Genomic DNA, 23962 nt, shown 5'->3' with positions numbered 1-23962 from the left:
TCGAAAAGCAGAATGCAAACTTGTAATAGAACGATAAAGAGCATTTTAACCCCTTCACTTTGTGAATAGAATCTGCAACGTTTGATTGATTGCAGAGTACTGATACGCGCAAAAAATTTCTCTGAAAGGTATTTGCACGTAATTGCGATGGATAATTCCACTATTCGATAATTCCACAGAGTGATGGAGGAACGAACATGGACGTTACGAAAGACGATCTGTTCTTGTATCACCCGGACCCGATGTGGATCTATGATCTAGAGACTTTGCGGTTCCTGGATGTAAACGAAGCTGCAATCGCGAAATACGGTTATGCTCGGCGTGAATTTTTGACGATGACGATCGCTGATATTCGCCCGCAAGAAGACCTCGCTGCACTGACCGCCGATCTTGCCTTGCCAAACGAAGGGAGAAGTGAATCCGGCGTATGGCGGCATCTCCTGAAGTCCGGGGAAATCATTCATGCCGATATCACCAGTCACACACTCACACGCGATGGACGCACCGCAAAATTGATCGCAGCACGAGATGTTTCGCGTCTTGTAAGAGCAGAAGAGAGCGCGCGAAATGCTTTTGAGCGCGAACAGGCTGCCCGAAGAGCCAGTGATGGGCTGGCCCGTCACTTCCAGAGCATGTTTGACTCTGTTCCCGGCATGTTTGTGGTTTTTTCACCGGATAGCTTTGATGTCGTCGCCGTGAGTGACGATTATCTTGTGACCTTGCGCCTCAGTCGCAATGAAGTCGTTGGTCAGACGCTGTTTCATATCCTGCCGGATTTGCCGGAAGATGGCTCTTATACACAACTGCGTGCTTCGTGCGATCGTGTAGTCGGAAGTGGTGCGACAGACAATCTGGAAGTGTTTCGCGTCCTTGTGCCGTTGGCCGATCCTGCGCAGGGCGAAAGGATACACCATTGGATAGCATCCAATTCTCCGGTTGCGGGTCCGGATGGTAAGTTGCTTTATCTCGTGTTGCGTCTGCAGGCCGTTTCAGCTTCAGGGGTTTCGACTGATGTCGATATTGACTTGAATGATCAAACGTCCGCCCCTGCCAGCCTGAGCTTCGAGAGTGTTGCGCACAGCGCAGAGCTGGAAAAAGACAATCTGCGCCTGTTGAAGCAGTCAAACCAACTGAAAACGACACAGCGGCTGCTCGACACAGGGACATGGAGCTATACAGTTAATTCTGACTATCTCGAATGGTCAGGCAATCTCTATCCCATGTACGGTGCAAGGAAGCAGACCTTTGGTCATGGGTTCGAAGATTACATCGCTTTGGTTCACCCTGCTGATCGTGAACAGATCGTCGAAAGTTTCCGGCTCTTCATGGAGTCGGATGAGGCAATCTTTTCATTTGGGCACCGCATTATCCTACCCGACGGCAAGGAGGTTCACCTTCAGGGCGTCGGCGAACGTATCGAGACCGATCAAGGTGAGGTGTTGCAGGGTGTGGTTCAAAACGTCACGCAAAGCGTCGAGACCGACCGGACCCATGCCCGTGCCAGACGGATGCTGGAAATTGCCGGGCGGGCAGCAAGGTTCGGAGCATGGCGCTATGATCTCGCAGCCCAGCAAGTCTACTGGTCTGACGAGACAGCGCGTATCCACGATGAATTACCGGGTTTTTCACCAAATGCCGCAGAGGCCAGTAAATATTACCTTCCGGCAGACCGCGACCGTATTGATCAGAAATTTGTTTCCTGCCTCGAAAATGGCACGCCATTTAATGATGTTTTCGAAATCATTTCAGCCAAGGGCCGCCGTCTCTGGGTTCGGACAACCGGTGAGCCGGAACGCGGTGAGAACGGCGAAATAATCGGGTTGCAAGGCGCTTTTCAGGACATCACCGAACTGATGACCGAGAAAAGAAGTGCCATGCAGTCGAAAAGGCTTCTGGAGATCGCGGGGCGTGCGGCGAAGCTTGGTGGGTGGAGTGTGTCACTGGATGATCAGCGGGTCTCATGGAGCGATGAGATTGCGGTTATCCACGAGTTGCCACCAGGGACCCGCCCGACCTATGAAAGTGGGATTTCCTACTTCGCACCGGAAGACCAAGAAGGTGCGCGGCAGGCTTTTGAAGCATGCGCAACCAAAGGCATACCCTTTGATGACCTCCGTTATCTTATTACTGCCAAGAACAACCGGATCAGAGTGCGTTCGCTCGGGGTCCCCGTCAAGGACAACACCGGCAAGATCATCGCAGTCCAGGGGGCGCTGCAAGATATAACCGAGCTTGCGAACGCACAAAGGGAAGCTGACGAACTGAGCATGCGGCTCGCGGATACCCTGGAAAATCTAGGCGAGGCGTTCTTCACATGCGATCGTGAGCGGCGCTTCACATATCTGAACAGTTGGGCAGAAGACCTGCTTGGAAAGGACCGCGGCGAACTTGTCGATCGCTACCGTTTTGACGATTTTCCCGCGATCTTTGGGGACATGCGGGACAACAACCTTGTAGCCGCACTCGAGACGGGTCAAACCGTGCGTCTTGACCATAAGTGCGACCAAAGCGGCAAGATATTCAACATCAGCGCACACCCCACTGCGACAGGCCTTGCGGTCTACGTCAAGGATGTCACTGAAGCGCGTCATCGTGACGAGCAATTGTTGCTTCTCGGGGAGGCGGTTGGACACATCAATGATGTGGTCATCATTACCGAAGCCGACACTGTCGAGAATGCACTGAAAAGCAAAATCATCTATGTGAACGAAGCCTTTTCAAACCTGACCGGGTTCTCAAGTCAGGAGATTATTGGTCAGACTCTCCGCGTGTTGCAGGGCCCCAAAACCCAAAAGGCCGAACTGAAGCGTATCAATAAAGCGCTCTCGGCATTCCAGACTGTCACGGCCGAACTTATCAATTACACCAAAGACGGAAGGGAGTACTGGGTAGAGCTGGCAATCATGCCAATCGTCGATAGCGAGGGATGTTGCACACATTTCGTTTCGATCCAGAAAGATATCACCGCGCGTCGCCATGCAGAGGAAACGCTGCGTTTCTCCGATGAACGTTTTCGTCTTTTGTCCAAGTCGACCAAGACCGCGATTTGGGACTGGGATATCAAGCAAGAGCGCCTGTGGTGGAGCGATGAAATGGCCGATATATTCGGTCATCGCCCCGCACCAGAAGGCAGCATCCCAACAGTCTGGCAGTCACATGTCCATACGGATGATCTTGATCGTATCCTTGACGCGATGCACCGCCTGCTGTCCGGCGAGACGGACGCGATCAGCGAACGTTACCGGTTCCGCAAGGCCGATGGAACATGGACGACTGTCGAAGACCGCGGGTTTGCCATCCGCGACGAGACCGGCAAGGCGATCCGCGCCCTTGGCAGCATGATGGATGTGTCTGAAAAGATACGGATGGAAGAGAGACTTTTCCATTCACAGAAGATGGATGCAGTTGGCCAGCTCACGGGTGGTGTTGCGCATGACTTCAACAATTTGCTGACCGTCATTATGGGCAATAGCGAGATGCTCCAAGAAAGATTGGACAAGGAACATCCCTTGCGCCGATATGCCGATCTTACCGCGATGGCCGCAGAACGGGCGGCGGAACTGACCAGCCGGCTTTTGGCGTTTTCGCGCAAGCAGGCGCTGCAGCCTCAGGTTCTTGACGTGAATTTTGTGATAGCTGGTCTGGAAGGAATGCTCCGACGCACCTTGGGCGAGAACATCGACATAGAAATTGTCCGTGCCGGTGGCCTGTGGAAAACCGAGATAGATCTGGGGCAACTGGAAACAGCTTTGCTGAACCTTGTGACCAATGCGCGTGATGCGATGCCGGATGGCGGAGCGTTGACCATCGAGACCGCCAATACCTACCTCGGCGACGAATACGTCGCCGTGGAAGATGGTTTGACGGTTGGTCAGTATGTGGTCATCTCGGTAAGCGATACTGGGCATGGCATCGATAAGGGTTTGGTCGACCGCGTTTTTGAGCCCTTCTTTACGACAAAGGCGATCGGAAAAGGTACCGGCCTCGGGCTGAGCATGGTCTATGGCTACGTCAAACAGACAGGTGGACACATCAGGGTCTATTCCGAGACCGGTGAAGGCACGACATTCAAACTCTACTTTCCACGATCCTACGCCAAAGAAGCGAGCCTACGGCCGGATAAGGCAAACCAACGACTGCGTGGCGGTGCGGAAACGATTCTGATCGTTGAAGATGATAGCCTGATCAAAGAGCAGTTGACGTTGCAGTTGAGAGGACTGGGCTACACAGTTTTCAGTTCAGCAGAGGGACAGTCAGCGTTGGCCAAATTACGCGACCATCCAGAAATTGACCTGCTATTGTCGGATGTCGTTCTTCCAGGAGGAATGAACGGACGTCAGATCGCCGATGCCGCCCGTGCAGAAAGACCCGATCTCAAGGTTCTCTATACCTCCGGGTACTCCGAAAATGCGATCGTCCATCATGGGCGCGTTGATCCGGGCGTCGATCTTTTGGTCAAACCCTACAGGCGTGCAACGCTCGCGGCGAAAGTCCGCAAGGTTCTCGACAACTGATCAGGCGGTAGAGTTGCCTCAGGAAAGTGGCGCATCAAACGGCACGGATTGCCCTAAAAACAGAGGGTTCAGTGTTGTTGCGAACATGGAATGATCGCGGATTATTGCACGGCAAGAAATGTTCCGACAACCGGACCCGTGATAGCGTCATTGACAGTGGCCTCACCAGCAGCACTGCCGCCCACAGCACTTGCATCGCTCCCCAAGAAATCTCCGTTCATGGCCACATCAATCCCAATGACTGTGCCTTCATTTGTCATGAGGTTGCCAATCAGATCAAAACTGATTGGGTAGTCGGGGCGATTATCCATGTTAAATCCGCCTGTAAATGGAATTTCATTGGTCAGGCTTGGATCTGCATTTGTATCAACGACGGTCAGCTCCACGCCGTCATCGCTGTAAAAACCGCTTGCATGGCCGCTCACGCCCGTTGTCTCGAAATCCACATTGACTTGAATATCGCCTGCGATGTCAGAGATTGGCGCATTTGCGACAGACAGCATGACATAACCGGAATAGGCAGCACTGCCTGCATCGGGCCCCCGTGGCATATTGTCGAGGGGTGTTAGGTTGTTGATGTCATTTTCTCTTGCCAGTTGGCTGTAGGCACCGCTGATCTGATCATATGGTGTCTCTAACGGCTCGGATGTACCGCCTCCGCCGCAGCCAATCAGCAAAAGAACTGGTAGAAATGCTATAATTTTCGGGTGCGCAATCGCCATATCAATTTCCGCTCTAAAACTCCGCGTTCAACGTCGAACCAAAATGAGGCAGCTTAGATCTAAATCGCAGGGCCTTCGCCAGGTGAGGATATGGCGAAGGCCCTGCTTCCGGTGAGTGGCCGGGGCTAGGTAACATTTCAAATCACGATGGTTCTTCGGGTCGGATCTTCGGCCTGCATGCTGCTTTGCCACAAACCGCCGCGGGATGCCTTGGTCAGGGATTTACGCATGCGTACGGCCAACGCGAAAGCAACGGCAGTTTCCCGCGTCGAAGCTGAAAACTCCCTGAACGCATCCAGGTCGTCGCTGTGGATTTTCTTCATGCAAACATACATTGGCCTATCCTTTCGACTGCAAGTTATACCCTTCGTAAACTAAGTAGCTGATCTGATTGTGAAATGGGTTCAAGAGTTGTGAAATTTCGTATCAAACCATGTAGTCGTGCCGTTTGAGGGGCGGGGGTGCGCTCAGCACGGACATCAGCATTGTTTCGGGATCAGGCAAACGGCGTACAGTTAGAAAACGAAGTGATCCGCGTGTTCGTAAACAGTCATGCTGCCAAGGAAATCATCAATTTCGTCAACACCACGCAGGGTGAGGCTGTGATCTGCCGAGAAAAAGACTGTCGCATCACCGTCTTCAAAATGGGTATTCTCCGCCACCCAGCTTTCCAGAGACGTATCTTGCAGCAAACTGTCAGCAATCAAGATGCTATCCACACGGTCGTCGAAGTCATGGATGACGTCGTGGCCCGCATGAAAGACAAAAGTGTCAAAGCCGCTGCCGCCCCAGAGTTCATCGTTTCCAAAGCCGCCATCCAGCAGATCGTTTCCTGCAAACCCGCGCAGGCTATCGTTTCCATCGCCGGCAAATATGAAATCGCCGTGACCATAGCCAAGTTCGGTTGCCTGCGCGGCACTGTCTGCACCCTGCATCAGGTTTACGTATCCGCCGCCACCGGTGAGAGTCTCATCAAGATCGCTGCCAAGGATTATGTCGCTTCCCAAATTTCCGACAAGCGTGGTCATCGTGGGTTCCCCCATGATCAGGTTGATCGCAAGCGGGTTATCCAGCGTATAGCCGATAATCTGTTCGATTGTCTCAAGCGCAAGAAACCTCGCGCTGTCGTTCTTGTTGATTGTTAGCATCACGACTTCATGTGATTGGTCAAAGTCGATGACGACTCTGCCATCCTCCACGGTCTGCACGGCTTCGGTCAGCCGCGATTCACCGCTGGCTGAACCGTTTGCGATATCCAGATTTGTAATGGTGACAGACTCAACGTCATTCAGGACGCCTAGATCAAAGTCAAACTGGATCGCCTCATCCGCGAGACTCCCGACTGTCACAAAGACAGTGAACGCATCGTCAGTTTCGTAGTAATAGCGCATCTGGCTGCTTGCAAAGTCTCCCACGGCACCAAGGAAATCACTTTCAATGACATTCTCGGTCAACAGCTGAAGGATCGCGGCTTGCGGTGAAAGGAAGTCGGACAACCTGTCAGTCACTGTTGTCGACGACATGGTGTCTCTAAAGCGGAATTCGCTTGTGATGCCCCAGGCCGCGGCGCTATCGACACCCGCTTTCATGAAATACGCAAATAGCTCCAGCGTATTTGCCGCCCCTGCAAGCTCGTATGGCAAGCCGCCAGCGTCATTCGTGCTCGTCGTCCAGGCTGAAACGTAGTATTTGAAGTCATCTCGGCCAATCCCGTATTGGGCCAGATGTTCAGCCCAGAAATCAACGATTGCACCACGCTGGTTCAGCGCGCTTTCCGCATGACCCAGTATGTTTGAATTGACCGACAAAGCATGGTGACGCACTGCATCAATATATTGGGCGGAATCGTCAAGAATACTGGCCATAATGCGATCGATGGCAACCTGACGTTCGCTATAGCTGAGTGTCTCAGAAAGCAGATCATCCAATCCATCGAGTTCAGGTATCGGGTCGCCGGACCCATCAAAGAATGTGTCAAAGTAGCCAGCATCTTTGAGGTTGTTGAACTCGAAGCTGCCGCGGCCCATCTGGAAATTGATCTCATAGTTAATGCCACTGTCCCGCAGTTGAACAGTGATCTCTGACATCATCGCTTTTGCAATCAGGGCGTATTCGATTGGATTCGAATACGCCTCGTTGCCGATGTCGAACATGATGACTTCGGGCAAGACGCCATTGTTGAAATGTCCTGCTTTCAATCTCTCCAGAAACACTGTGACATCATCGCGGGCGATATTCATGGCCAACTGCCGCACAGATTCATCTGTGAAGTCCGCACCCTGAAAATATCGCTCTACAGGAATGATGACACCTAGGTTCACTCCGCGTGACACTGCAAGATCAAGTGCTTGGCTGAATGTCGCCACATCATCGCGCAGGAGATGATTTAGTTCGTCATATTCCAGCGCGACAGGGCTGATCAGTTCTGGATGGGTCAAGTCAAAAGCAAAGTTTGATCTGTCGCCTTGCAGTGACGCAAGGTTGACCTCGTCAGTCCCAAGACGAATACGCCCATCGATAACATAGCCAGCCTCTGAAACCTGACCGCCGGGAAAGCGTATATCGGTCAGTCCCAACGTATCGATATGTTCCTGAAAATAATTAAAGCCGAAATTATTGACGCCGATGGCACCAAAATGGTCTCTCGTCAGTTGTCCGACTATGTCAGGGCTATTGGAGGAAAAGATATCGTCATTTATTTGTATGCTCATAATTGACCCTTCCTATGGAAATGACCTGGCCGATCGGATTGTGGGCGGTCATTTTTCCATCTGCGATAATTCCAGAACAAGCACTCGGCGCTTTGCTAGCGGGGAGTTTCATTTCTATGATTGCGGCACAGGAAGTTTCGCCCGCAGATCAGATAATTTTTGTGGCTCTGACACTCTTGACGCTGCGCGCTGCATCGAGGTCACAAGTTGCATTGTTTGGTGACATGTCCGTCTGATAGGTGACGACGAGACCTCGATTGTCTTGATCCGGAGATCAGGCCCGATAAGGAAACTTTTGTGGAGTGTCGCGCTAGAACCGTCACTTTTCTCTTGCAAGCCAAGGCTTTGCGCAAGTTTAGCGCCTTGATCAGCGACCAGCCTCGCAGTCAGGGGTTGTCCCGCGATTGCCGAAACGTCTACTGACAGTTCCTGCAACAGCCCAAGGTTCATCGTGCTGACACACAAGACTTTGACACCTGCGCCATCCAGAACATCAGAAGCAACTGCATAGGAGAACAGCTGGTCGAATGATGCAGAGAAGGAACCGCTCAATTCGAAAATATGGACCCAGTTCCCTTCGGCCCAGTCCCAGAAATTCATTGGACCTGCTGTTGTCGGTGATAAGAAATTCGGAAAGATATCACCTGGACGACGGCCGTGTTTGCCGTTGAGCGCAAGCCTTGGTGTTCCGATTAGGGACTGCCGGACTTTGTTTAACAAAAGTAATGAGTTTAGCGGCATCGCGATCTCCTGTCCAAAGCGTTGCCTCATTTCTAAAAATGCAAACGGTCCGGCATTAGGACGAGGATGTAAAATTATGTCCAAAGTTTCGTCTGAAATGTGAGAATCATTTTAATGCCTAGTGAGGTGTTTGAGCCCATGGTTTGATGGGCGATCCTTTCGCAACAATGGAAGGAAGCATTATCGGACAAGTTCGTCACGGGAGCGTCACGACCATGCACGCCGTCTGAGCCGCAATAAAGCGATCGCAAGCTTTGCTCTCGTAGTTGGGCATCAATCCCAAGACCGTAGCGAAGTGGCGCAAACGCCAGACTGTTGAAGACCTCAAGACTGGTCCGAAGGCGCCGCGCTCAAATGTTCTGATCGAAGCCGGGGAGGCGACCATCGTCGCAAGCAAACAAAGCGACTGTGAGGCTGAATGAATAGCTGCCGCACAACAGAGAGCCGGCCCACCACCCCAATTCTCAGACGCATCTGCTAATAAATCCCACGTTTTGCGCCAGAAAAGCGCATTTCGCTCTTTTCAAGCCGCCCAGGATTACCCACAAGTTGAATGGCCAAAACACGGGGAGTTGCTGTGTCTCTCTTTATCATCGTCGCAATGCCATTCTTTGGGGCTCTCTTGCCTGGATTGATGAATCCTGCGGGCCGAACCGCCTGTGCAGGCGTTACATTTACCGTCACCCTAGCCGCATTTGTCGGTTTGCTGACCAACTTGCCTGCCGTCCTTGCAGGAGAAGTTGTGACAGCGGGCATCGACTGGATGCCTGCGCTTGGACTGAATTTCACATTGATGCTTGATGGTCTGGGCTTCTTTTTTGCCCTGTTAATCCTTGGTATCGGTCTGCTCATTATCGCTTATGCGCGGCAGTATCTGAGCCGCAGCGACAACATGGGCGAGTTCTTTACCTATTTGCTGCTATTCCAGGGCGCGATGGTCGGGATTGTTCTGAGCGACAACATACTCTTGTTGTTGATTTTCTGGGAGCTCACCTCGCTCTCGTCATTCCTGCTGATCGGGTATTGGAAGCATCTTCCCGCCGGTCGACAAGGCGCGCGCATGGCGCTGGCCGTGACCGGGATGGGGGGGCTTGCGATGATCGGTGGCATGCTGATCCTTGGCCAGATCGTGGGCAGCTATGATCTGAGTGTCATCCTTCAGAACCGTGACCTGATACAGGCAGACCCACTTTATCTGCCCGCGCTCATCCTGATTTTGCTAGGGTGCTTTGCGAAATCCGCGCAATTCCCGTTTCACTTCTGGCTACCGCACGCGATGGCCGCGCCGACGCCGGTGTCAGCCTATCTTCACTCCGCGACCATGGTGAAAGCCGGTATTTTCCTGATGGCACGCATGTGGCCGGTTCTGTCCGGTACGACCGAATGGTTTGTGATCGTCACCACGGCGGGCTTGGTGACCATGGTCTTGGGGGCGGTGATTGCGCTATTCAAACATGACCTGAAGGCGCTGCTTGCCTTCTCCACCGTCAGCCATCTGGGTCTGATTACAATGCTCTTGGGAACCGGCACGGCGTTCGGGGCAATGGCGGCGGTGTTTCACATCCTGAACCACGCAACCTTCAAGGCGGCTTTGTTTATGTCCGCCGGCATTATCGATCACGAGGCCCATACGCGTGACATCAGGCGCTTGGGAGGCTTGCGCAGCCTGATGCCTGTCACATTTGTCATCGTATCGCTCGCGGCTTTGTCGATGGCCGGCATCCCGTTGCTCAACGGCTTCTTGTCCAAAGAAATGATGCTGGAAGAGGCCAACCACACGGTTCTGTTCAGCAGCCCGTGGTTGGTGCCCGTGCTCGCGACGATCGGCGCGCTGTTCTCGGCGGCTTATTCCTTCCGCCTGATCAGCCATGTGTTCTTTGGTCCGGTGCGCGATGATTATCCGGCCAAGCCGCATGACCCGCCCGCGGGCATGTGGTTGCCGCCTGCACTACTGATTGTTCCCGTCGTGCTGATCGGTGTGGCCCCGTTCCTGGCCGAGCCATTCGTCAAACTGGTAACGGCTGCGGTGCTGGGGGATGCTGCGGAATTGCCGTCGGCGCATCTGAAAATCTGGCATGGGCTGGTGCCGGCGCTTTATATGTCGATCATTGCCGTTGTCGGTGGTTTGACCATGCTTGCCGTCTTCAAACCTGCCTTGCGCGTCTGGGATGCTTTGCCGCGCCCCGAGGCGAAAACGATTTTCGATGCGATCATTGCGGCAGCCGTCAAGCTGGCGCAGATGCTGGTCTTGCCGCTCCATAACGGCGCGTTTACCCGCTATGCCGCAATCGGCACCGTCACAATCGTTGTTGCCGGTTATTATGCATGGACGACCGGTACAGTGGGTGCGCCGGTTCATGCGTTGCAGACGCCTGACCCTGTCCTGCTCTCCGGATGGGGGATGCTCGTGGCAGCGACCATCGGTATGGTGTTCCTGCACCGCAACCGGTTCCTGTCACTGATCCTGATCGGGATTGTGGGGCTGATGGTCTCGATCGGGTTTGTGTTCCTGAGCGCCCCCGATCTTGCGATGACCCAGTTTACGGTCGAGGTGGTGACGATCATCCTGATGCTGCTTGCCCTGAACTTTCTGCCCAACCGGACGCCGGTTGAAAGCAGCGTACTGCGCCGGATGCGGGACGTGGCGGTTGCCACGGCCGGTGGATTGGCGAGCTTCGCACTGGCTTATTACTACATCCTGCGTGATCCGGTGAGCACGTCGATTTCCGAGTTCCATCTGGCGAATTCCTACAAGGGCGGCGGCGGCACAAATGTGGTGAACGTCATTCTGGTGGATTTCCGTGGTTTTGATACCTTCGGCGAGATCATCGTACTCAGCATCGCAGCCTTGCTGATCTATGCGCTCACCGAAACCTTGCTGGGTGGCCCTGTCCGGGCGCGCCTTTTGAACCGCAAACCCGATCAGCCGCAGGCAGGCGGTGTCCACCCGATGATGATGGTGGTTCTGACGCGGGTCATGATGCCTATCGTGATGATGGTCGGCTTCTACATCTTCCTGAGCGGTCATAATGAACCGGGCGGCGGGTTTATCGCAGGTCTGATCGTTTCGATCGGTGTTGTCATGCAATATATGGCCAGCGGTTTTTCATGGGCCTCCGCGCGCCTGAGGTACCCGTACCATGGTGTTATCGGGGCAGGGGTGCTTGTTGCGGGCCTGACCGGTATCGGATCGTGGTTTGTCGACAAACCGTTCCTGACGTCGGCCTTCACCTATGTTCGCATCCCGCCCTTCGAGAAATTCGAACTGGCGACGGCTGCCCTGTTCGATGTTGGCGTGTTCCTTTCTGTGGTGGGCGCGGTGATGTTGTCACTCGAGAGCTTCTCACGGTTGGCGCGCCGCTCTGAATCAATTGAAAGCGAATACCCGATGGATATTGATCCTTCGCGAGAAGACCTGCCCAACCAAGCGACGCGGGAGGGTGTGTAACATGGAATTTCTGATTGCTTCCGCCATTGGCATCATGACTGCTGCGGGCATTTACCTTGTGCTGCGTTTGCGGACGTTTCCGGTGATCTTGGGGATTTCGCTACTCACCTATGCGGTGAACGTCTTCTTGTTCACCTCGGGCCGCGTGATCGTCGGTGCTCCGCCCGTCCTGCGCGATAATGTCACGACATATACCGATCCGTTGCCTCAGGCCTTGGTCCTGACGGCGATCGTGATTTCCTTTGGCATGACAGCGGTGGTTGTCATGATAGGCTTGGGTGCCTTCCTTGGCTCTGATGATGACCACGTGGATGATCAACCCGACACGGCCCATGACAAGCCGGAGGGTTCAGCATGACCCATTGGCTTATTGCACCTGTTGTGCTGCCTGCGATGCTCGCGCCTTTCATCATCCTGGCGGCGCGTTTTCATATCGGTATCCAGCGCGTGTTCTCGATCGCCGGTGTTGTGATCCTTGTTGCGATCTCCGGTGCTTTGGCATGGGCGACTGCTGACGGAAGCATCATGCTCTACCAGTTGGGCGACTGGTCAGCCCCTTTCGGAATCGTTCTGGTGGGTGACCGTTTCTCGACGATGATGATCCTGCTCACCTCGGTTCTGGCACTCTTTGTGCTGATTTACGCGGTCAGTTCCGGCTGGGATAACCGCGGCTGGCATTTTCATGCGCTTTTCCAGTTTCAGCTGATGGGGATCTTGGGGGCGTTTCTGACAGGGGACCTGTTCAACCTGTTCGTGTTCTTCGAAGTGCTGCTGATCGCCTCTTATGGGCTGATGATCCACGCGGGCGGCACGGTGCGTTTGCGCGCCGGTGTCCAATACGTGCTGTTCAACCTGATCGGATCAACGCTGTTCCTGTTCGCACTGGGAGCGATTTATGCGGAGACGGGCACGCTCAACATGGCTGATCTGGCTAATCGGGTCACGCTGATCAGTGCGGAAGAGACCGTTGGTATTCGCGTGGCCGCTGTGCTGCTTTTGCTGGTCTTTGCGATCAAGGCGGCGGTGGTGCCTCTGCACTTCTGGTTGCCGTCGAGCTATGCCGAGGCGCCAGCGCCGGTCGCGGCACTCTTTGCGATCATGACGAAAGTCGGCGCTTATGCGATCATTCGCGTCTATACCCTGATCTTCCCGCCTGATTTGGAAGTAACCGCCGGTCTGCATGACACGTGGCTGCTTCCTGCGGCACTTGTCTCGCTGGCGATCGGGATGACGGGTGTGTTGGCGGCAAAACGCTTTGACAGACTGGTCGCTTTTTCGATCATCGGGTCAATGGGCATGGTGATGGTGTCCATTGCCCTGTTCACGCCCGAAGGGATCGCCGCTGCCCTTTACTACATTGTCCACTCGACGCTTGCAGGGGCTGCACTGTTCCTGATTGTGGACCTGGTGCGATCCAGTCGTGCAAATCTTGAACTGACGCCACAAGCACCCGTTGCAAGTGCGACCCTTACCGCCAGCCTGTTCTTCGTTGCGGCAATCGCCATGGCGGGCCTGCCACCGCTGTCAGGGTTTCTTGGAAAACTGCTGGTATTGGATGCCGCATTCGGCACAGATCATATGGTCTGGATATGGGCAATTGTGCTTGGCTCAAGTCTGATCAGCATCGTGGGGTTTGCACGCGCTGGCAGCGTGTTGTTCTGGAAAGCACAAAGTGTGCAACCGCCCGGCGACGCAGCTAAAGTGACGGCACCTGCAACCATGTCTTATGTGGCGATAGGCGGGTTGATCTTGTGTTTGATCCTGCACACAGTTTTCGCAGGCCAGGTGCACCGGTACACCACCGCGATTGCGGCGCAGCTGTTCAGCCCCGCGCCCTATATCACGACAGTTGTCGATACACCGGGCAAACTGAGCGAACCGACGGAGGATCAATGACATGAGCCGCGCATTCTATTGGTTGATTCCGCACCCGCTTTTGACATTGATACTGACGATCGTCTGGATACTCCTGCAAAACGAAATTTCGGCAGGGATGATGGTCTTTGGATTTATCTTGGGCATCATTATTCCTTGGGGCACCTCCGTGTGGTGGCCCGACACGCCAAAGAGCTTTCGTGTGGGTAAGATGGCTGTCTACAGTCTTGTGGTGATCTGGGACATCATCGTTGCCAATATCGAAGTCGCCTGGATCGTGCTGACAGTGCCGACATCAAAACTCAAACCGGCATGGATCGTGGTGCCGCTTGAACTGCGCGAGCCAGAAGCCATTACCATGCTTGCCGGGACGATCACGCTGACACCCGGGACCGTTTCGGCGGATCTGTCCAGCGACGGGCGCAGTCTGCTTGTGCACGTCTTGCACACGGATGATCCTGATGCGATCCGCGATGATATCCTCACACGCTATGAGGCACGTCTATTGGAGATATTTGCATGATACTTGCAACGCAGTTTCTGAATATTGCACTGGCGATTACCTTTCTGGCGCTTGCGCTGGGGCAGGTGATGTCGATGGTCCGTCTGGTCCTTGGTCCCACTTCGGGTGACCGCGTCCTTGCGCTTGATACGATGGTGATCAACGCGCTGGGGCTCGTGATTGTGCTGGGCATCTTCAAAGGCGTGCAAATCTATTTTGAGGTGGCCCTGCTGATTGCAATGTTGGGTTTCGTGTCGACCGTTGCCTTGGCACGGTTCATTTTGCGGGGGGACATCATCGAATGACAGCACAGATTATCGGAACCTATTTCGTTTGCCTGTCCCTGATCATCGGGTCCGGCTTTGTACTGGTCGGCGCCATTGGTTTGCTGAAGTTCAACGACCCCATGACACGCCTGCACGCGCCGACCAAGGTCGGGACGATCGGCATCGGTATGTTGCTGGTCGCGTCGATTATCCATTCCTTTGATATCGGGCAGCCATCCAGCCATGAGCTGCTGATCATGGTGTTCCTCTTTGTGACGGCGCCGATCTCGGCGAATTTCATCGCCAAGGTGAATATGCACCGTCAGGCCTGTGACACACCGCCACCGCCGGTGAATGGTGATACGTGGTCCACCCTTGATGTGCCTGAGCCAGACAAAGACACCTGATCGCTGATCCTAGGCGTCCCGCTCCATGATCCATGCGACCTCGGGCGCAGGGACGAAGCGCCATTTGCGCTTGGGACCCGCCATAACATTGAGATAATACATCTCGAAGCCGTAGGGCGCACCGCAGGGGTGGTGCCCGCGTGGAACGCAGACAACGTCGCCGTCCGAGACGGCCATGGTTTCGTCTAGCTGGCCATCATCCGTATAGACCCGCTGGATACCAAAGCCCGAAGCAGGGTTCAGGCGGTGATAATAGGTTTCTTCCAGATAGGTGATCCGGGGGTAGTCGTCCTCGTCATGCCGGTGGCTGGGGTAGGAGGACCAATGACCCGCCGGTGTGAAAACTTCGGTCACCAGCAGGCTGTCGCAATAATCCTCGTTCTCCATCGCGATATTGTTGATGTAGCGGGTGTTTGTGCCCTTTCCGCGTTCCGTCAGCGTAATGCCGTCAGGGCCGATCCGCCGCGCCGCGTGTCCACCAATGCCGGGTGCATTGCAAACAGCTATGACGCAATCGGTCTGGGCCGTGGCCTCCCATTCGGTGCCATTGGGCAGGTACAGGCAATGTGGCGGGGTCTTTTCAAAAACATCCATCCGCTCGCCCAGGACACCCCAGTCCTGCCCCGCACCAGTGATCTGCGCCTTCCCCTCAACCATCACCAGAATGACTTCGCGCTCACCTGTCGCCTCTGCTGCGGTATCGCCCGCCTTGAGCCGGTAAAGCGAGAAACCAACATAACGCCACCCCGCGCTTTCAGGGGTGATCTGGTGCACTTTGCCACGCGTGCCGAAAGGTTTCTTCAGAAGGTCAGACATCGATAGTTCCTTATGCTTGTGGATCCGGCTTTATGAAAAATGCGTAGATGCAAATCAAACCAAGGCACAGGGCAAAGATGGCCCATCCGGGTGCGCCGAAAACAAGTTCAAACAGGCCATAGACCGCAATCACCGCCACTGTGGCAATCCGCCGGATCAAGGGGCGGAAAAACGGATGGTGGAGGCCAAGGAAGTCTATCATTGCGCGACAGCAAGTCCGGCTTTGGCACAGGCGGCGATGATATAGTCATAGCCCATCTTGGAGTACTCATAGGGTGGGGCTGCGGCCGGGTCTTGTTCCGCCTCGACAACGATCCAGCCGTTGTAATCCATTGATTTGAGCTTGGCCGTGACTGCATCAAAGTCGATACAGCCTTCGGGATCCCCCGGAACGGTAAAGACGCCGCCTGCAACAGCATCCAGAAAGCTCGCGTCCTTGGCATGGATCGCGTCCAGGACCGGCTGGCGGACGTCTTTGTAGTGGACGTGATGCACACGCTCCGCCCATTTGTCCAAAACCGCGACAGGGTCAGCGCCGGCAAAATGCAAATGACCCGTGTCAAAAAGCAGGCCCAAGGCAGGATCAGAGCCTTCCATCAGCCAGTCGATATCCTCGGCATCCTGGATCATCGCCCCCATATGGTGGTGATAGGCAAGCTTCACGCCTTGCCCTTGGGACCATTTGGCAAGCTCGGAGAGTTTCGCGGCGTAGTCCAGCACCTCGTTCCGCGTCAGTTTTGGACGCGTGGACACCGGAACGCCCATTGCGCCCTGTATCGTGTTGGAACATTCGGCATAGACGATGCACGGCGCTTGCAGCGCTGCGAACTGTGCGACCTGTTCGGCAATCGCGTCCGCTTCTTGCGCGACGGTCGACACCATAAGATTGCCGGAACACCAGCCGCCGCAAAGCGACACGCCATAGGCGTCAAGGTATTTGCGGAGGCCTTCGGTGTCCGCTGGCATCCGGCGGCCCCGTTCAACGCCGCTATAGCCGATGCGCGCGGCGTCTGCCATCGCGCCTTCGGTCGTGTAGTCTTTGGTAAGCTCCGGCAGATCATCATTCTGCCACGCAATCAGGGAAATGCCGACTTTGACAGTCATTTAGTCAATCCTTTGGGATTTTTTGTTTTCTATATAGCTTGCATAGGCCGCGTTCACTTCGGCCCGCTCCGAGACTTCGGGGACACCGACATCCCACCATGTGCCGCCGTGTGGTGTGGACGGGTAGGGATCGGTATCAATGACGATGACATAGGGGCCCTTGATGTCGTGGCGTTTCGCCAAGGCCGCTTCCAGTTCGGCAATCGTGCCGACCTTGACCGCCGTTGCACCCATAGATGCCGCATGGGCCGCGAAATCGATTGACGAATTCTCTCCGCCTGTCGCGTGCGCCAGCAGATTGTTGAATTCCGCACCACCCGTTCCCATCTGCAACCGGTTGATACAGCCATATCCACGGTTGTCGGTGACCACGACAGTAAATGAAACGCCCAGCATTGCAGCGGTCGCCATTTCCGAGTTCGCCATCATATAGGTGCCGTCTCCGGTAAAGCAGATCACATCCCGCGAGGGTTGGGCCATTTTGATGCCCATGGCGCCTGCGATCTCGTACCCCATGCAGCTAAAGCCGTATTCCATATGGTAGGCGCCCGGTTTGTTGGCCTTCCATAGCTTGTGCAGTTCTCCCGGCATGGTGCCTGCCGCACACATCGCCACGGTTTCTTCTGTTGCACTGCGCTGGACGGCACCAATAACCTGCATATCCGTTGGCAGAGCGTTGGTGTCAGCTGGCGCATCAGTCAGCGGATCAACCTTGCCGAACCAATCGTCCTTCAACGCAGGCGCGGGTGCGGTCGCCTTGTAGCTGCCAATCGCGTCACCAAGCTCGGTAAGGCCTACTTTGGCATCGGCCATCAAAGGCATGGCACCATGTTTGGCCGCATCATAGGCGGCGGTATTCAGGCTGATGATCTTGCGTTGCGGATTGGCGAATAGCCCCCATGATCCGGTCGTGAAATCCTGAAACCGCGTGCCGACACCCAGCACGAGGTCGGCTTGCGCGCAGACCGCATTTGCTGGCTCGCCACCCGTCACGCCGATGGGCCCGAGGTTCAACGGATGGTCCCACGCAAGTGCCGATTTTCCGGCCTGCGTTTCAGCAACCGGAATACCGTGGGCTTCGGCAAAGGCCTGAAGGTCCTCACATGCGTCCGCGTAATGCACGCCACCGCCTGTAACAATCACGGGGTTCTTGGCAGCTTTGATAGCCTCTGCCACACGCGCCAACTCACCCAGATCAGGACGGATGCGGCGCTGGTGCCAGACCTGCGGCGCAAAGAAGCTTTCAGGGTAGTCAAAGGCCTCGGCCTGCACATCCTGACACATCGACAGCGTGACAGGGCCGCAATCAGCCGGATCCGTCATCGTGCGAAAAGCCCGTGGCAGTGCGGTGAGCAGCTGTTCAGGGCGCGTGATGCGGTCGAAATAGCGGCTGACCGGCTTGAAGCAATCATTCACGCTGACCGTGCCGTCATTGAAGTCTTCGATCTGCTGCAGCACCGGATCCGGCCCGCGATTTGCGAAGACATCACCGGGCAAGAGCAACACAGGCAGGCGGTTCACATGGGCAAGGCCCGCTGCGGTGACCATGTTCAACGCCCCCGGCCCGATAGAGGATGTAACGGCCATCGCGCGCTTGCGCTTCAACTGTTTGGCATAGGCGATGGCCGCATGGGCCATGGTCTGTTCATTGTGCCCGCGATAGGTGGTCAGGGTATCTTTCGCACCGTGCAGTGCCTCACCGATACCGGCGACATTGCCGTGGCCGAAAATCGCCCAACAGCCAGCGATGAAGCAATCGCCATCCTCGTTCATCTGCGCACCTATGTAGCGCACCAAAGCCTGCGCTGCGGTCAAGCGGATTGTCTTAGTCATTTTTTGCTCCTCAGGCGGCGTTCAGCCGGACATCTGCCCGCGCCTTGTCCCACGTCTTGCATAACCGATCAAAGCGGTCGGCCATTTGGGACACAGCTTCGGCATCGGTCATGTCACCCTTCATCCACGCGCGCGCCGCATCGCCAAAGATTGTGCGCCCAACGGCAAAGCCTTTGACCAGGGGCTGTTTGGCCGCCAGTGCAAAGCTTTGCGCCAATTCATCCTCGGGCGCATCAAGGCCCAGCACGACGATCCCGCGGGTGCGTGGATCATTGGTTTCAATGGCATTGACGGCATTGGACCACGCGGCGTCTGTCTTGAACGGCTCAAGCTTCCACCAGTCAGGATAGACGCCGGCATCATAAAACTGCTGGATCAATTGGGACGTCGTAGTGTCATCCACCGGACCAACTTTGGAGGGAATGATCTCCAACAGAAATTCAAGTCCATTGCGCCGCGCAGCTGTGAACAGCCGCTTTACGCGTTCTTCCTGTAAGGCGCGCAGGTCAGGCGCGTCGGTCGGGTGACAAAAGACCAGAAGCTTCACGATGTTCTCTCGTGCCCATTCGCGGAACTGGCCGAAATCCTCACCAAGTTCGGGTTCAAAGGTAATCGGGCGGCTGCCGGGCCATTCGGTCGGGCGGCCAATCCAGAGCCCAGTACCGGACGCGCGGTGCAGGGCAGAGCGGCCAATTCTGTTGTCACACAGGATGCCATAACCGTCCTGACCGTCCGCGACCTGCAGTGCTGCATGGAGGCAAAGCTCTTTGAACGCAGCCCCCTTTTGCGCGGAGTACCCGGGGATCTCTTCAAGCTGGGAGCGGTGATCAAAGGCAAAGGTGCGCACATGATCCCATGTGTTGCCGGTGCGTGTGACACGTGTGGTTGCCCAGTGCACCTGTTCGAGTATGGCGTCATTGCGCAAATCCGGTTGCTTGATGCCACGCTCAAAGAAGAAATTCAGCTCTTCCCACGTAGGATAGGCAGGGGTGCATCCGTGACGGCTGACGGCAAAGGCACCACAGGCATTGGCGTATTTCAACGCAACGGGCCAGTCTTCGCCATCGAGCCAGCCTTTGAGCAAGCCCGACATAAACCCGTCACCCGCCCCGAGGACGTTGAACACCTCGATCGGAAATCCGGGACCGGTTTCGCCATCATCAAGGCTGGCGGGAATGTCGCCGGTGAAGGCTGTCGCCCCGAGCGCGCCGCGTTTGCACACCAAGGTCGCGCCTGAGACAGCACGCACCGCGCGCAGCGCCGTCAAGGTGTCGGTTGATCCACCTGCTATATGAAACTCTTCTTCGGTGCCGACGATCAGATCGAACAGATGCAGCGATGCCTGCAGCTTTTCGGTGACTGCCGCGCTTTCGACAAAACGGCTTTCGCCGTCGCCATGACCTGCCACGCCCCACAGGTTGGGGCGATAGTCGATGTCCAAAGCCGTCAACTGTCCGTTCTCGCGCGCAAGATTGAGTGCTTTCAAGGTTGCGGCGGCCACTTGCTGGTTGCTCAGATGGGTTCCCGTGGCGACAATCGCACGCGCGCGTTTGATGAACTGCGGGTCAATGTCGTCTTCGGTCAGCCCCATATCGGCGCAATTCTCGCGGTAGAAAATCAGCGGAAACTGATCCTCGTCGCGAATGCCAAGCAAGACCAGAGCGGTCAGGCGATCCGCGTCGACTTTCACACCATCAATTGCCACGCCCTCGCGCTGGAGCTGTTCGGTAATGAAACGCCCCATGTGTTCATCGCCTACACCTGTGATAACGGCTGATTTCAGACCCAACCGTGCCGTGCCGCAGGCAATATTGGTGGGTGAGCCGCCGATGTATTTGTCAAATGACCCCATGTCTTCCAGACGGCCGCCGATCTGGGCGCCGTAAAGGTCAACCGATGAACGCCCGATCGTGATCAGATCCAGATCAGACATCTTCGATTCTCACCGGTTTGCCTTCCTTGGCCGAAAGCGTTGCCGCCTCTGCCATCGCCAGCGCGTTGACACCATCCTGCAAGGTCACGGGCATCGCCGTACCCTTGGTTACTGCGGTTACAAAGCTATCCCATTCGGCGGTGTAGGCGGGCATATAGCGCTCCAGAAAAAAGAACGTGGGTTTCGCACCGGTAACGCCCTGCTTGGTGGATTTGACCACAAGGTTTTCCAGCATGTTCTGGGCCTGCAACAACCCCTCAGAGCCAAGCACTTCAAGGCGTTGGTCATAGCCATAGGCCGCACGCCGCGAATTCTTGATCACGGCGATCCGTCCATCGGCATAGGTCATCGTCACGACAGCCGTATCGACATCGCCCGCTTCGCCAATTGCGGGGTCAACAATGCTTGTCGCCGCAGCCGTCAGACTGACCGGTGTGGCACCCATGATAAACTGCGACATATCAAAATCATGGATCATCATGTCGCGGAACAAGCCGCCAGAGACCTTTACATAGGCCACAGGTGGCGGGGCAGGGTCGAATGAGGTGATGCTCAAAAGCTCGGCCTTGCCGATCTCGCCCGCGTCCAAGGCCGCTTTCAGTGCTCCGAAACTTGGGTCAAAGCGGCGGTTGAAGCCGATCATGACCGGTTGACCGGTTTCTGCCACGACCTTTTGGCAGGCGCGCGCGCGTTCAAGGCTGAGGTCCACCGGTTTTTCGCAAAGCACGGCTTTGCCTGCGGCTGTCGCTTTCTCCATCAGGTCCGAATGCGTATCGGTGGAGGTGGCAATCAGGATCGCATCAATCGCGGGGTCCGCGATAATGTCATCTGTGCTGCGGGCCTCACAGCCATATTCGGCCGCCAGTTTCTGGGCGCTTTCTGGGATAAAGTCCGATACCGCAACCAAAGTACTTCCACCATGCGCAGTGATCGCTTTTGCATGGACCCAGCCAATTCGGCCCGCGCCGAGGAGACCAACTTTCAACATAAGATTCGCCTTCGTTTTCGTCCCAAGGCAGCAGCCGGTTGGGCGTTGATGTAAAGTGCAGCCGCACGGTGCCGGGCGGCTGTTGGTATCTGTTTACTGGCCCTGCTTGCCCAGTTCAGGCACGAGTTTGGCAAGTTCGTCGCCACCTGCCATCATATCGTGCAATTCGTCATATTCGATCTCGCCGCGTTTGGCCGTACCAAGTGTCTGACCACGGTTCAATACTGTAAAACGGTCACCCACAGCCAGCGCATGACGCACGTTATGCGTGATAAAAACAACCCCGATCCCCTGTTCGCGCACCTTATGCACGGTGCTCAGGACGTTGGCGGTCTGCCGCACACCCAACGCTGACGTCGGTTCGTCCAAAATCAGGACCTTTGCGCCGAAATAGACAGCACGGGCAATAGCTACCGTTTGACGCTCACCACCCGACAGGGTGCCGACGGCCTGATCAGGGCCACGCAGGTTAATGCCCATTTTGCGCATTTCCTGCATGGTGATTTCATCTGCTTTTTGCTGATCAAGAAAGTTGATCCCGAATTTCTTTTTCACAGGTTCGTTGCCCATGAAGAAGTTGCGGCTGACGCTCATCAGCGGGATCATCGCAAGGTGCTGGTGTACCGTCGCAATTCCGGCTTCCATGGCATCCCGCGGGTCTTCAAAGGACATGGGCTTGCCTTCGAAAAAGATCTCGCCCGCGGTTGGCTTGTGAACCCCCGACATCGTCTTGATGAAGGTCGATTTACCCGCACCGTTGTCACCCAAAAGGCAGTGGCATTCGCCGGGGAAAACATCAACCGACACACCGGCCAGAGCGATGACAGAGCCAAAGTGTTTCTGGATGTTTTTCATCTGAATGATGGGATCAGACATATCAACGCTCTCCTGTGATGAGACGGCGGATGTAGGTGTTCAGGATCACAGCACCCAAGAGGATGGCGCCCAGGAACACGCGGAAAAGTGAGCTTTCAACTCCGGCGAAAAACAGGCCCTGTTGTACGACGCCAAAGATCAGCGCGCCCAATGCGGCACCTATGACCGACCCGTAGCCGCCCGTCAGAAGCGCGCCGCCGATCACGACGGCGATGATCGCCTCGAACTCTTTCAAAAGTCCACGGTCCGCACCTGCTGACCCGAACTCCATCACCTGACAGGTGGCAAAGACGGTCGCGCAAAAAGCGGTGAACATAAACATCTGGATTTTGACTTTGGTCACCGGCACACCCGAGTTGCGGGCTGCTTCCGCGTCACCGCCGGCGGCAAAGATCCAGTTGCCAAAGCGTGTGCGGGTCAAAAGCACATGACCGAAGATAACCAGACCAAGGGCCCAGACGATCAGCATCGGAATGCCATCGACAACAGGCTCACCGGCACGGGTGCCGCGTTCGAACACGTCGATGATCCCCATGTCACCCAGCCATGTAAAGATCGGGCCGCCTATTTTGCCGCCAAAGACAGGGGCGAGCCAATCGCCCTCAGCGGCCTCTTTGATGCCGCCGATGATTGTTTTGCGCTCGAACGTTTGCGGAAAGAAAATTGTGAAACCGCGCAGGATAAACAGGAACGCCAATGTGACGATGAAACTTGGCAATCCCGTCCGGATGACGATGAACCCGTTCAGCGCACCGATCGCGATGCAAATCGCGAAAGTCAGCAGGATCGCGACCCAGACAGGCCAACTGAGCGTGACAGAGAAAATCGCAATCAACATGCCCGCAAAGCCGATCATTGAGCCGACCGACAAGTCAAACTCGCCCGCGATCATCAGCAAACAGGCACCGACAGCGATGATCATGAACTGGGCCGATACGACAGACCAGTTCAGAATGCCTTGTGTGTTGAACATACCGCTATCAGCAGCGGTCAGCAGGAAGAATGTAAACACAGCGATGGTGCCGACAATTCCGCCGAGTTCTGGACGAATAAGAGCCTTGCGGATGAACGAGGTTTCCTTGATCCGCTCGTCTGCAACTCCCGCTTGGGTACTACCGGTCATGGCGCAGCATTCCTTTGTCAGATTTGGTGGGTTTTGTTGGTATCAGGGCGTCCGGAAAGGACGCCCTGAACCACGTGTCGGTCAGGGCGCACCGCACCCTGGC

At 55.5% G+C, this 23962-nt stretch carries 18 protein-coding genes and 1 pseudogene; 8 read left to right on the top strand and 11 right to left on the bottom strand.

Annotated elements, in window-relative coordinates:
- The first annotated feature begins 197 nt into the window (after positions 1-197).
- Positions 198-4514 (top strand): PAS domain-containing protein, encoded by a 4317-nt coding sequence (locus C7964_RS09575; RefSeq protein WP_110279401.1) that lies wholly within the window; start codon positions 198-200, stop codon positions 4512-4514.
- 101 nt (positions 4515-4615) lie between these two features.
- Here C7964_RS09575 and C7964_RS09570 read toward each other — a convergent pair whose 3' ends face one another.
- From C7964_RS09570 to C7964_RS09555, 4 genes are all read right to left on the bottom strand, one after another.
- Positions 4616-5236 (bottom strand): hypothetical protein, encoded by a 621-nt coding sequence (locus C7964_RS09570; protein WP_110279400.1) that lies wholly within the window; start codon positions 5234-5236, stop codon positions 4616-4618.
- A 137-nt stretch (positions 5237-5373) separates the two neighbouring features.
- Positions 5374-5559: a hypothetical protein gene (locus C7964_RS09565; protein WP_146214846.1), complete on the bottom strand. Its 186-nt coding sequence runs from the start codon at positions 5557-5559 to the stop codon at positions 5374-5376.
- A 192-nt stretch (positions 5560-5751) separates the two neighbouring features.
- Positions 5752-7947: a calcium-binding protein gene (locus C7964_RS20215; protein ID WP_110279398.1), complete on the bottom strand. Its 2196-nt coding sequence runs from the start codon at positions 7945-7947 to the stop codon at positions 5752-5754.
- 114 nt (positions 7948-8061) lie between these two features.
- A complete protein-coding gene (locus C7964_RS09555) occupies positions 8062-8772 on the bottom strand; it encodes a thioredoxin domain-containing protein (protein ID WP_146214845.1) in 711 nt (236 codons plus the stop codon).
- Positions 8773-8924: 152 nt separating this feature from the next.
- Between C7964_RS09555 and C7964_RS20385 the strand changes: the two are divergent.
- From C7964_RS20385 to C7964_RS09520, 7 genes and pseudogenes are all read left to right on the top strand, one after another.
- A pseudogene (locus C7964_RS20385) lies at positions 8925-9089 on the top strand (IS481 family transposase); the annotation flags it as partial.
- Between the two features lie 176 nt (positions 9090-9265).
- Complete coding sequence (locus tag C7964_RS09545; RefSeq protein ID WP_110279480.1) at positions 9266-12136, top strand: monovalent cation/H+ antiporter subunit A; 2871 nt, start codon at positions 9266-9268, stop codon at positions 12134-12136.
- Position 12137: 1 nt separating this feature from the next.
- The gene (locus tag C7964_RS09540) at positions 12138-12494 is read left to right on the top strand and encodes a Na+/H+ antiporter subunit C (RefSeq protein WP_110279396.1); all 357 of its coding nucleotides are present in this window, start codon (positions 12138-12140) and stop codon (positions 12492-12494) included.
- Positions 12491-14032: a monovalent cation/H+ antiporter subunit D gene (locus C7964_RS09535; protein ID WP_110279395.1), complete on the top strand. Its 1542-nt coding sequence runs from the start codon at positions 12491-12493 to the stop codon at positions 14030-14032. Before C7964_RS09540 ends, C7964_RS09535 begins: the two co-directional genes overlap by 4 nt.
- Before the next feature lies 1 nt (position 14033).
- Entirely contained in the window at positions 14034-14534 is a 501-nt protein-coding gene (locus C7964_RS09530; protein ID WP_110279394.1) for a Na+/H+ antiporter subunit E, read from the top strand.
- Positions 14531-14818, top strand: coding sequence for a K+/H+ antiporter subunit F (locus C7964_RS09525; RefSeq protein ID WP_055291822.1), 288 nt, complete (start codon positions 14531-14533; stop codon positions 14816-14818). Before C7964_RS09530 ends, C7964_RS09525 begins: the two co-directional genes overlap by 4 nt.
- On the top strand, positions 14815-15186 hold the full coding sequence (locus tag C7964_RS09520; RefSeq protein ID WP_110279393.1) for a Na+/H+ antiporter subunit G: 372 nt from the start codon (positions 14815-14817) through the stop codon (positions 15184-15186). The genes C7964_RS09525 and C7964_RS09520 overlap by 4 nt, the downstream gene beginning before the upstream one ends.
- A 9-nt stretch (positions 15187-15195) precedes the next feature.
- On the opposite strand, the gene iolB is transcribed toward C7964_RS09520, so the two are convergent.
- The 7 genes from iolB to C7964_RS09480 all read right to left on the bottom strand — a co-directional run bounded on the left by iolB (position 15196) and on the right by C7964_RS09480 (position 23859).
- The gene (iolB, locus tag C7964_RS09515) at positions 15196-16002 is read right to left on the bottom strand and encodes a 5-deoxy-glucuronate isomerase (protein WP_110279392.1); all 807 of its coding nucleotides are present in this window, start codon (positions 16000-16002) and stop codon (positions 15196-15198) included.
- 198 nt (positions 16003-16200) lie between these two features.
- On the bottom strand, positions 16201-17106 hold the full coding sequence (gene iolE, locus C7964_RS09505) for a myo-inosose-2 dehydratase (RefSeq protein WP_110279390.1): 906 nt from the start codon (positions 17104-17106) through the stop codon (positions 16201-16203).
- Positions 17107-18939 carry a 3D-(3,5/4)-trihydroxycyclohexane-1,2-dione acylhydrolase (decyclizing) gene (iolD, locus tag C7964_RS09500; protein WP_110279389.1) on the bottom strand — a complete coding sequence of 611 codons (1833 nt, stop codon included), beginning with the start codon at positions 18937-18939 and terminating at the stop codon, positions 17107-17109.
- A 10-nt stretch (positions 18940-18949) separates the two neighbouring features.
- The gene (locus tag C7964_RS09495; protein WP_110279388.1) at positions 18950-20872 is read right to left on the bottom strand and encodes a bifunctional 5-dehydro-2-deoxygluconokinase/5-dehydro-2-deoxyphosphogluconate aldolase; all 1923 of its coding nucleotides are present in this window, start codon (positions 20870-20872) and stop codon (positions 18950-18952) included.
- A complete protein-coding gene (gene iolG / locus C7964_RS09490; RefSeq protein WP_110279387.1) occupies positions 20865-21860 on the bottom strand; it encodes an inositol 2-dehydrogenase in 996 nt (331 codons plus the stop codon). The genes C7964_RS09495 and iolG overlap by 8 nt, the downstream gene beginning before the upstream one ends.
- Before the next feature lie 93 nt (positions 21861-21953).
- Positions 21954-22736, bottom strand: coding sequence for an ATP-binding cassette domain-containing protein (locus tag C7964_RS09485; RefSeq protein ID WP_110279386.1), 783 nt, complete (start codon positions 22734-22736; stop codon positions 21954-21956).
- Between the two features lies 1 nt (position 22737).
- Complete coding sequence (locus tag C7964_RS09480) at positions 22738-23859, bottom strand: ABC transporter permease (RefSeq protein WP_110279385.1); 1122 nt, start codon at positions 23857-23859, stop codon at positions 22738-22740.
- Positions 23860-23962 lie beyond the last annotated feature (103 nt).

The sequence above is a fragment of the Loktanella sp. PT4BL genome (assembly GCF_003201935.1).
GTDB lineage: Bacteria > Pseudomonadota > Alphaproteobacteria > Rhodobacterales > Rhodobacteraceae > Yoonia.
Note: the sequence above shows the minus strand (reverse complement) of the source record. Positions and strands in the feature narration are given on the sequence as shown.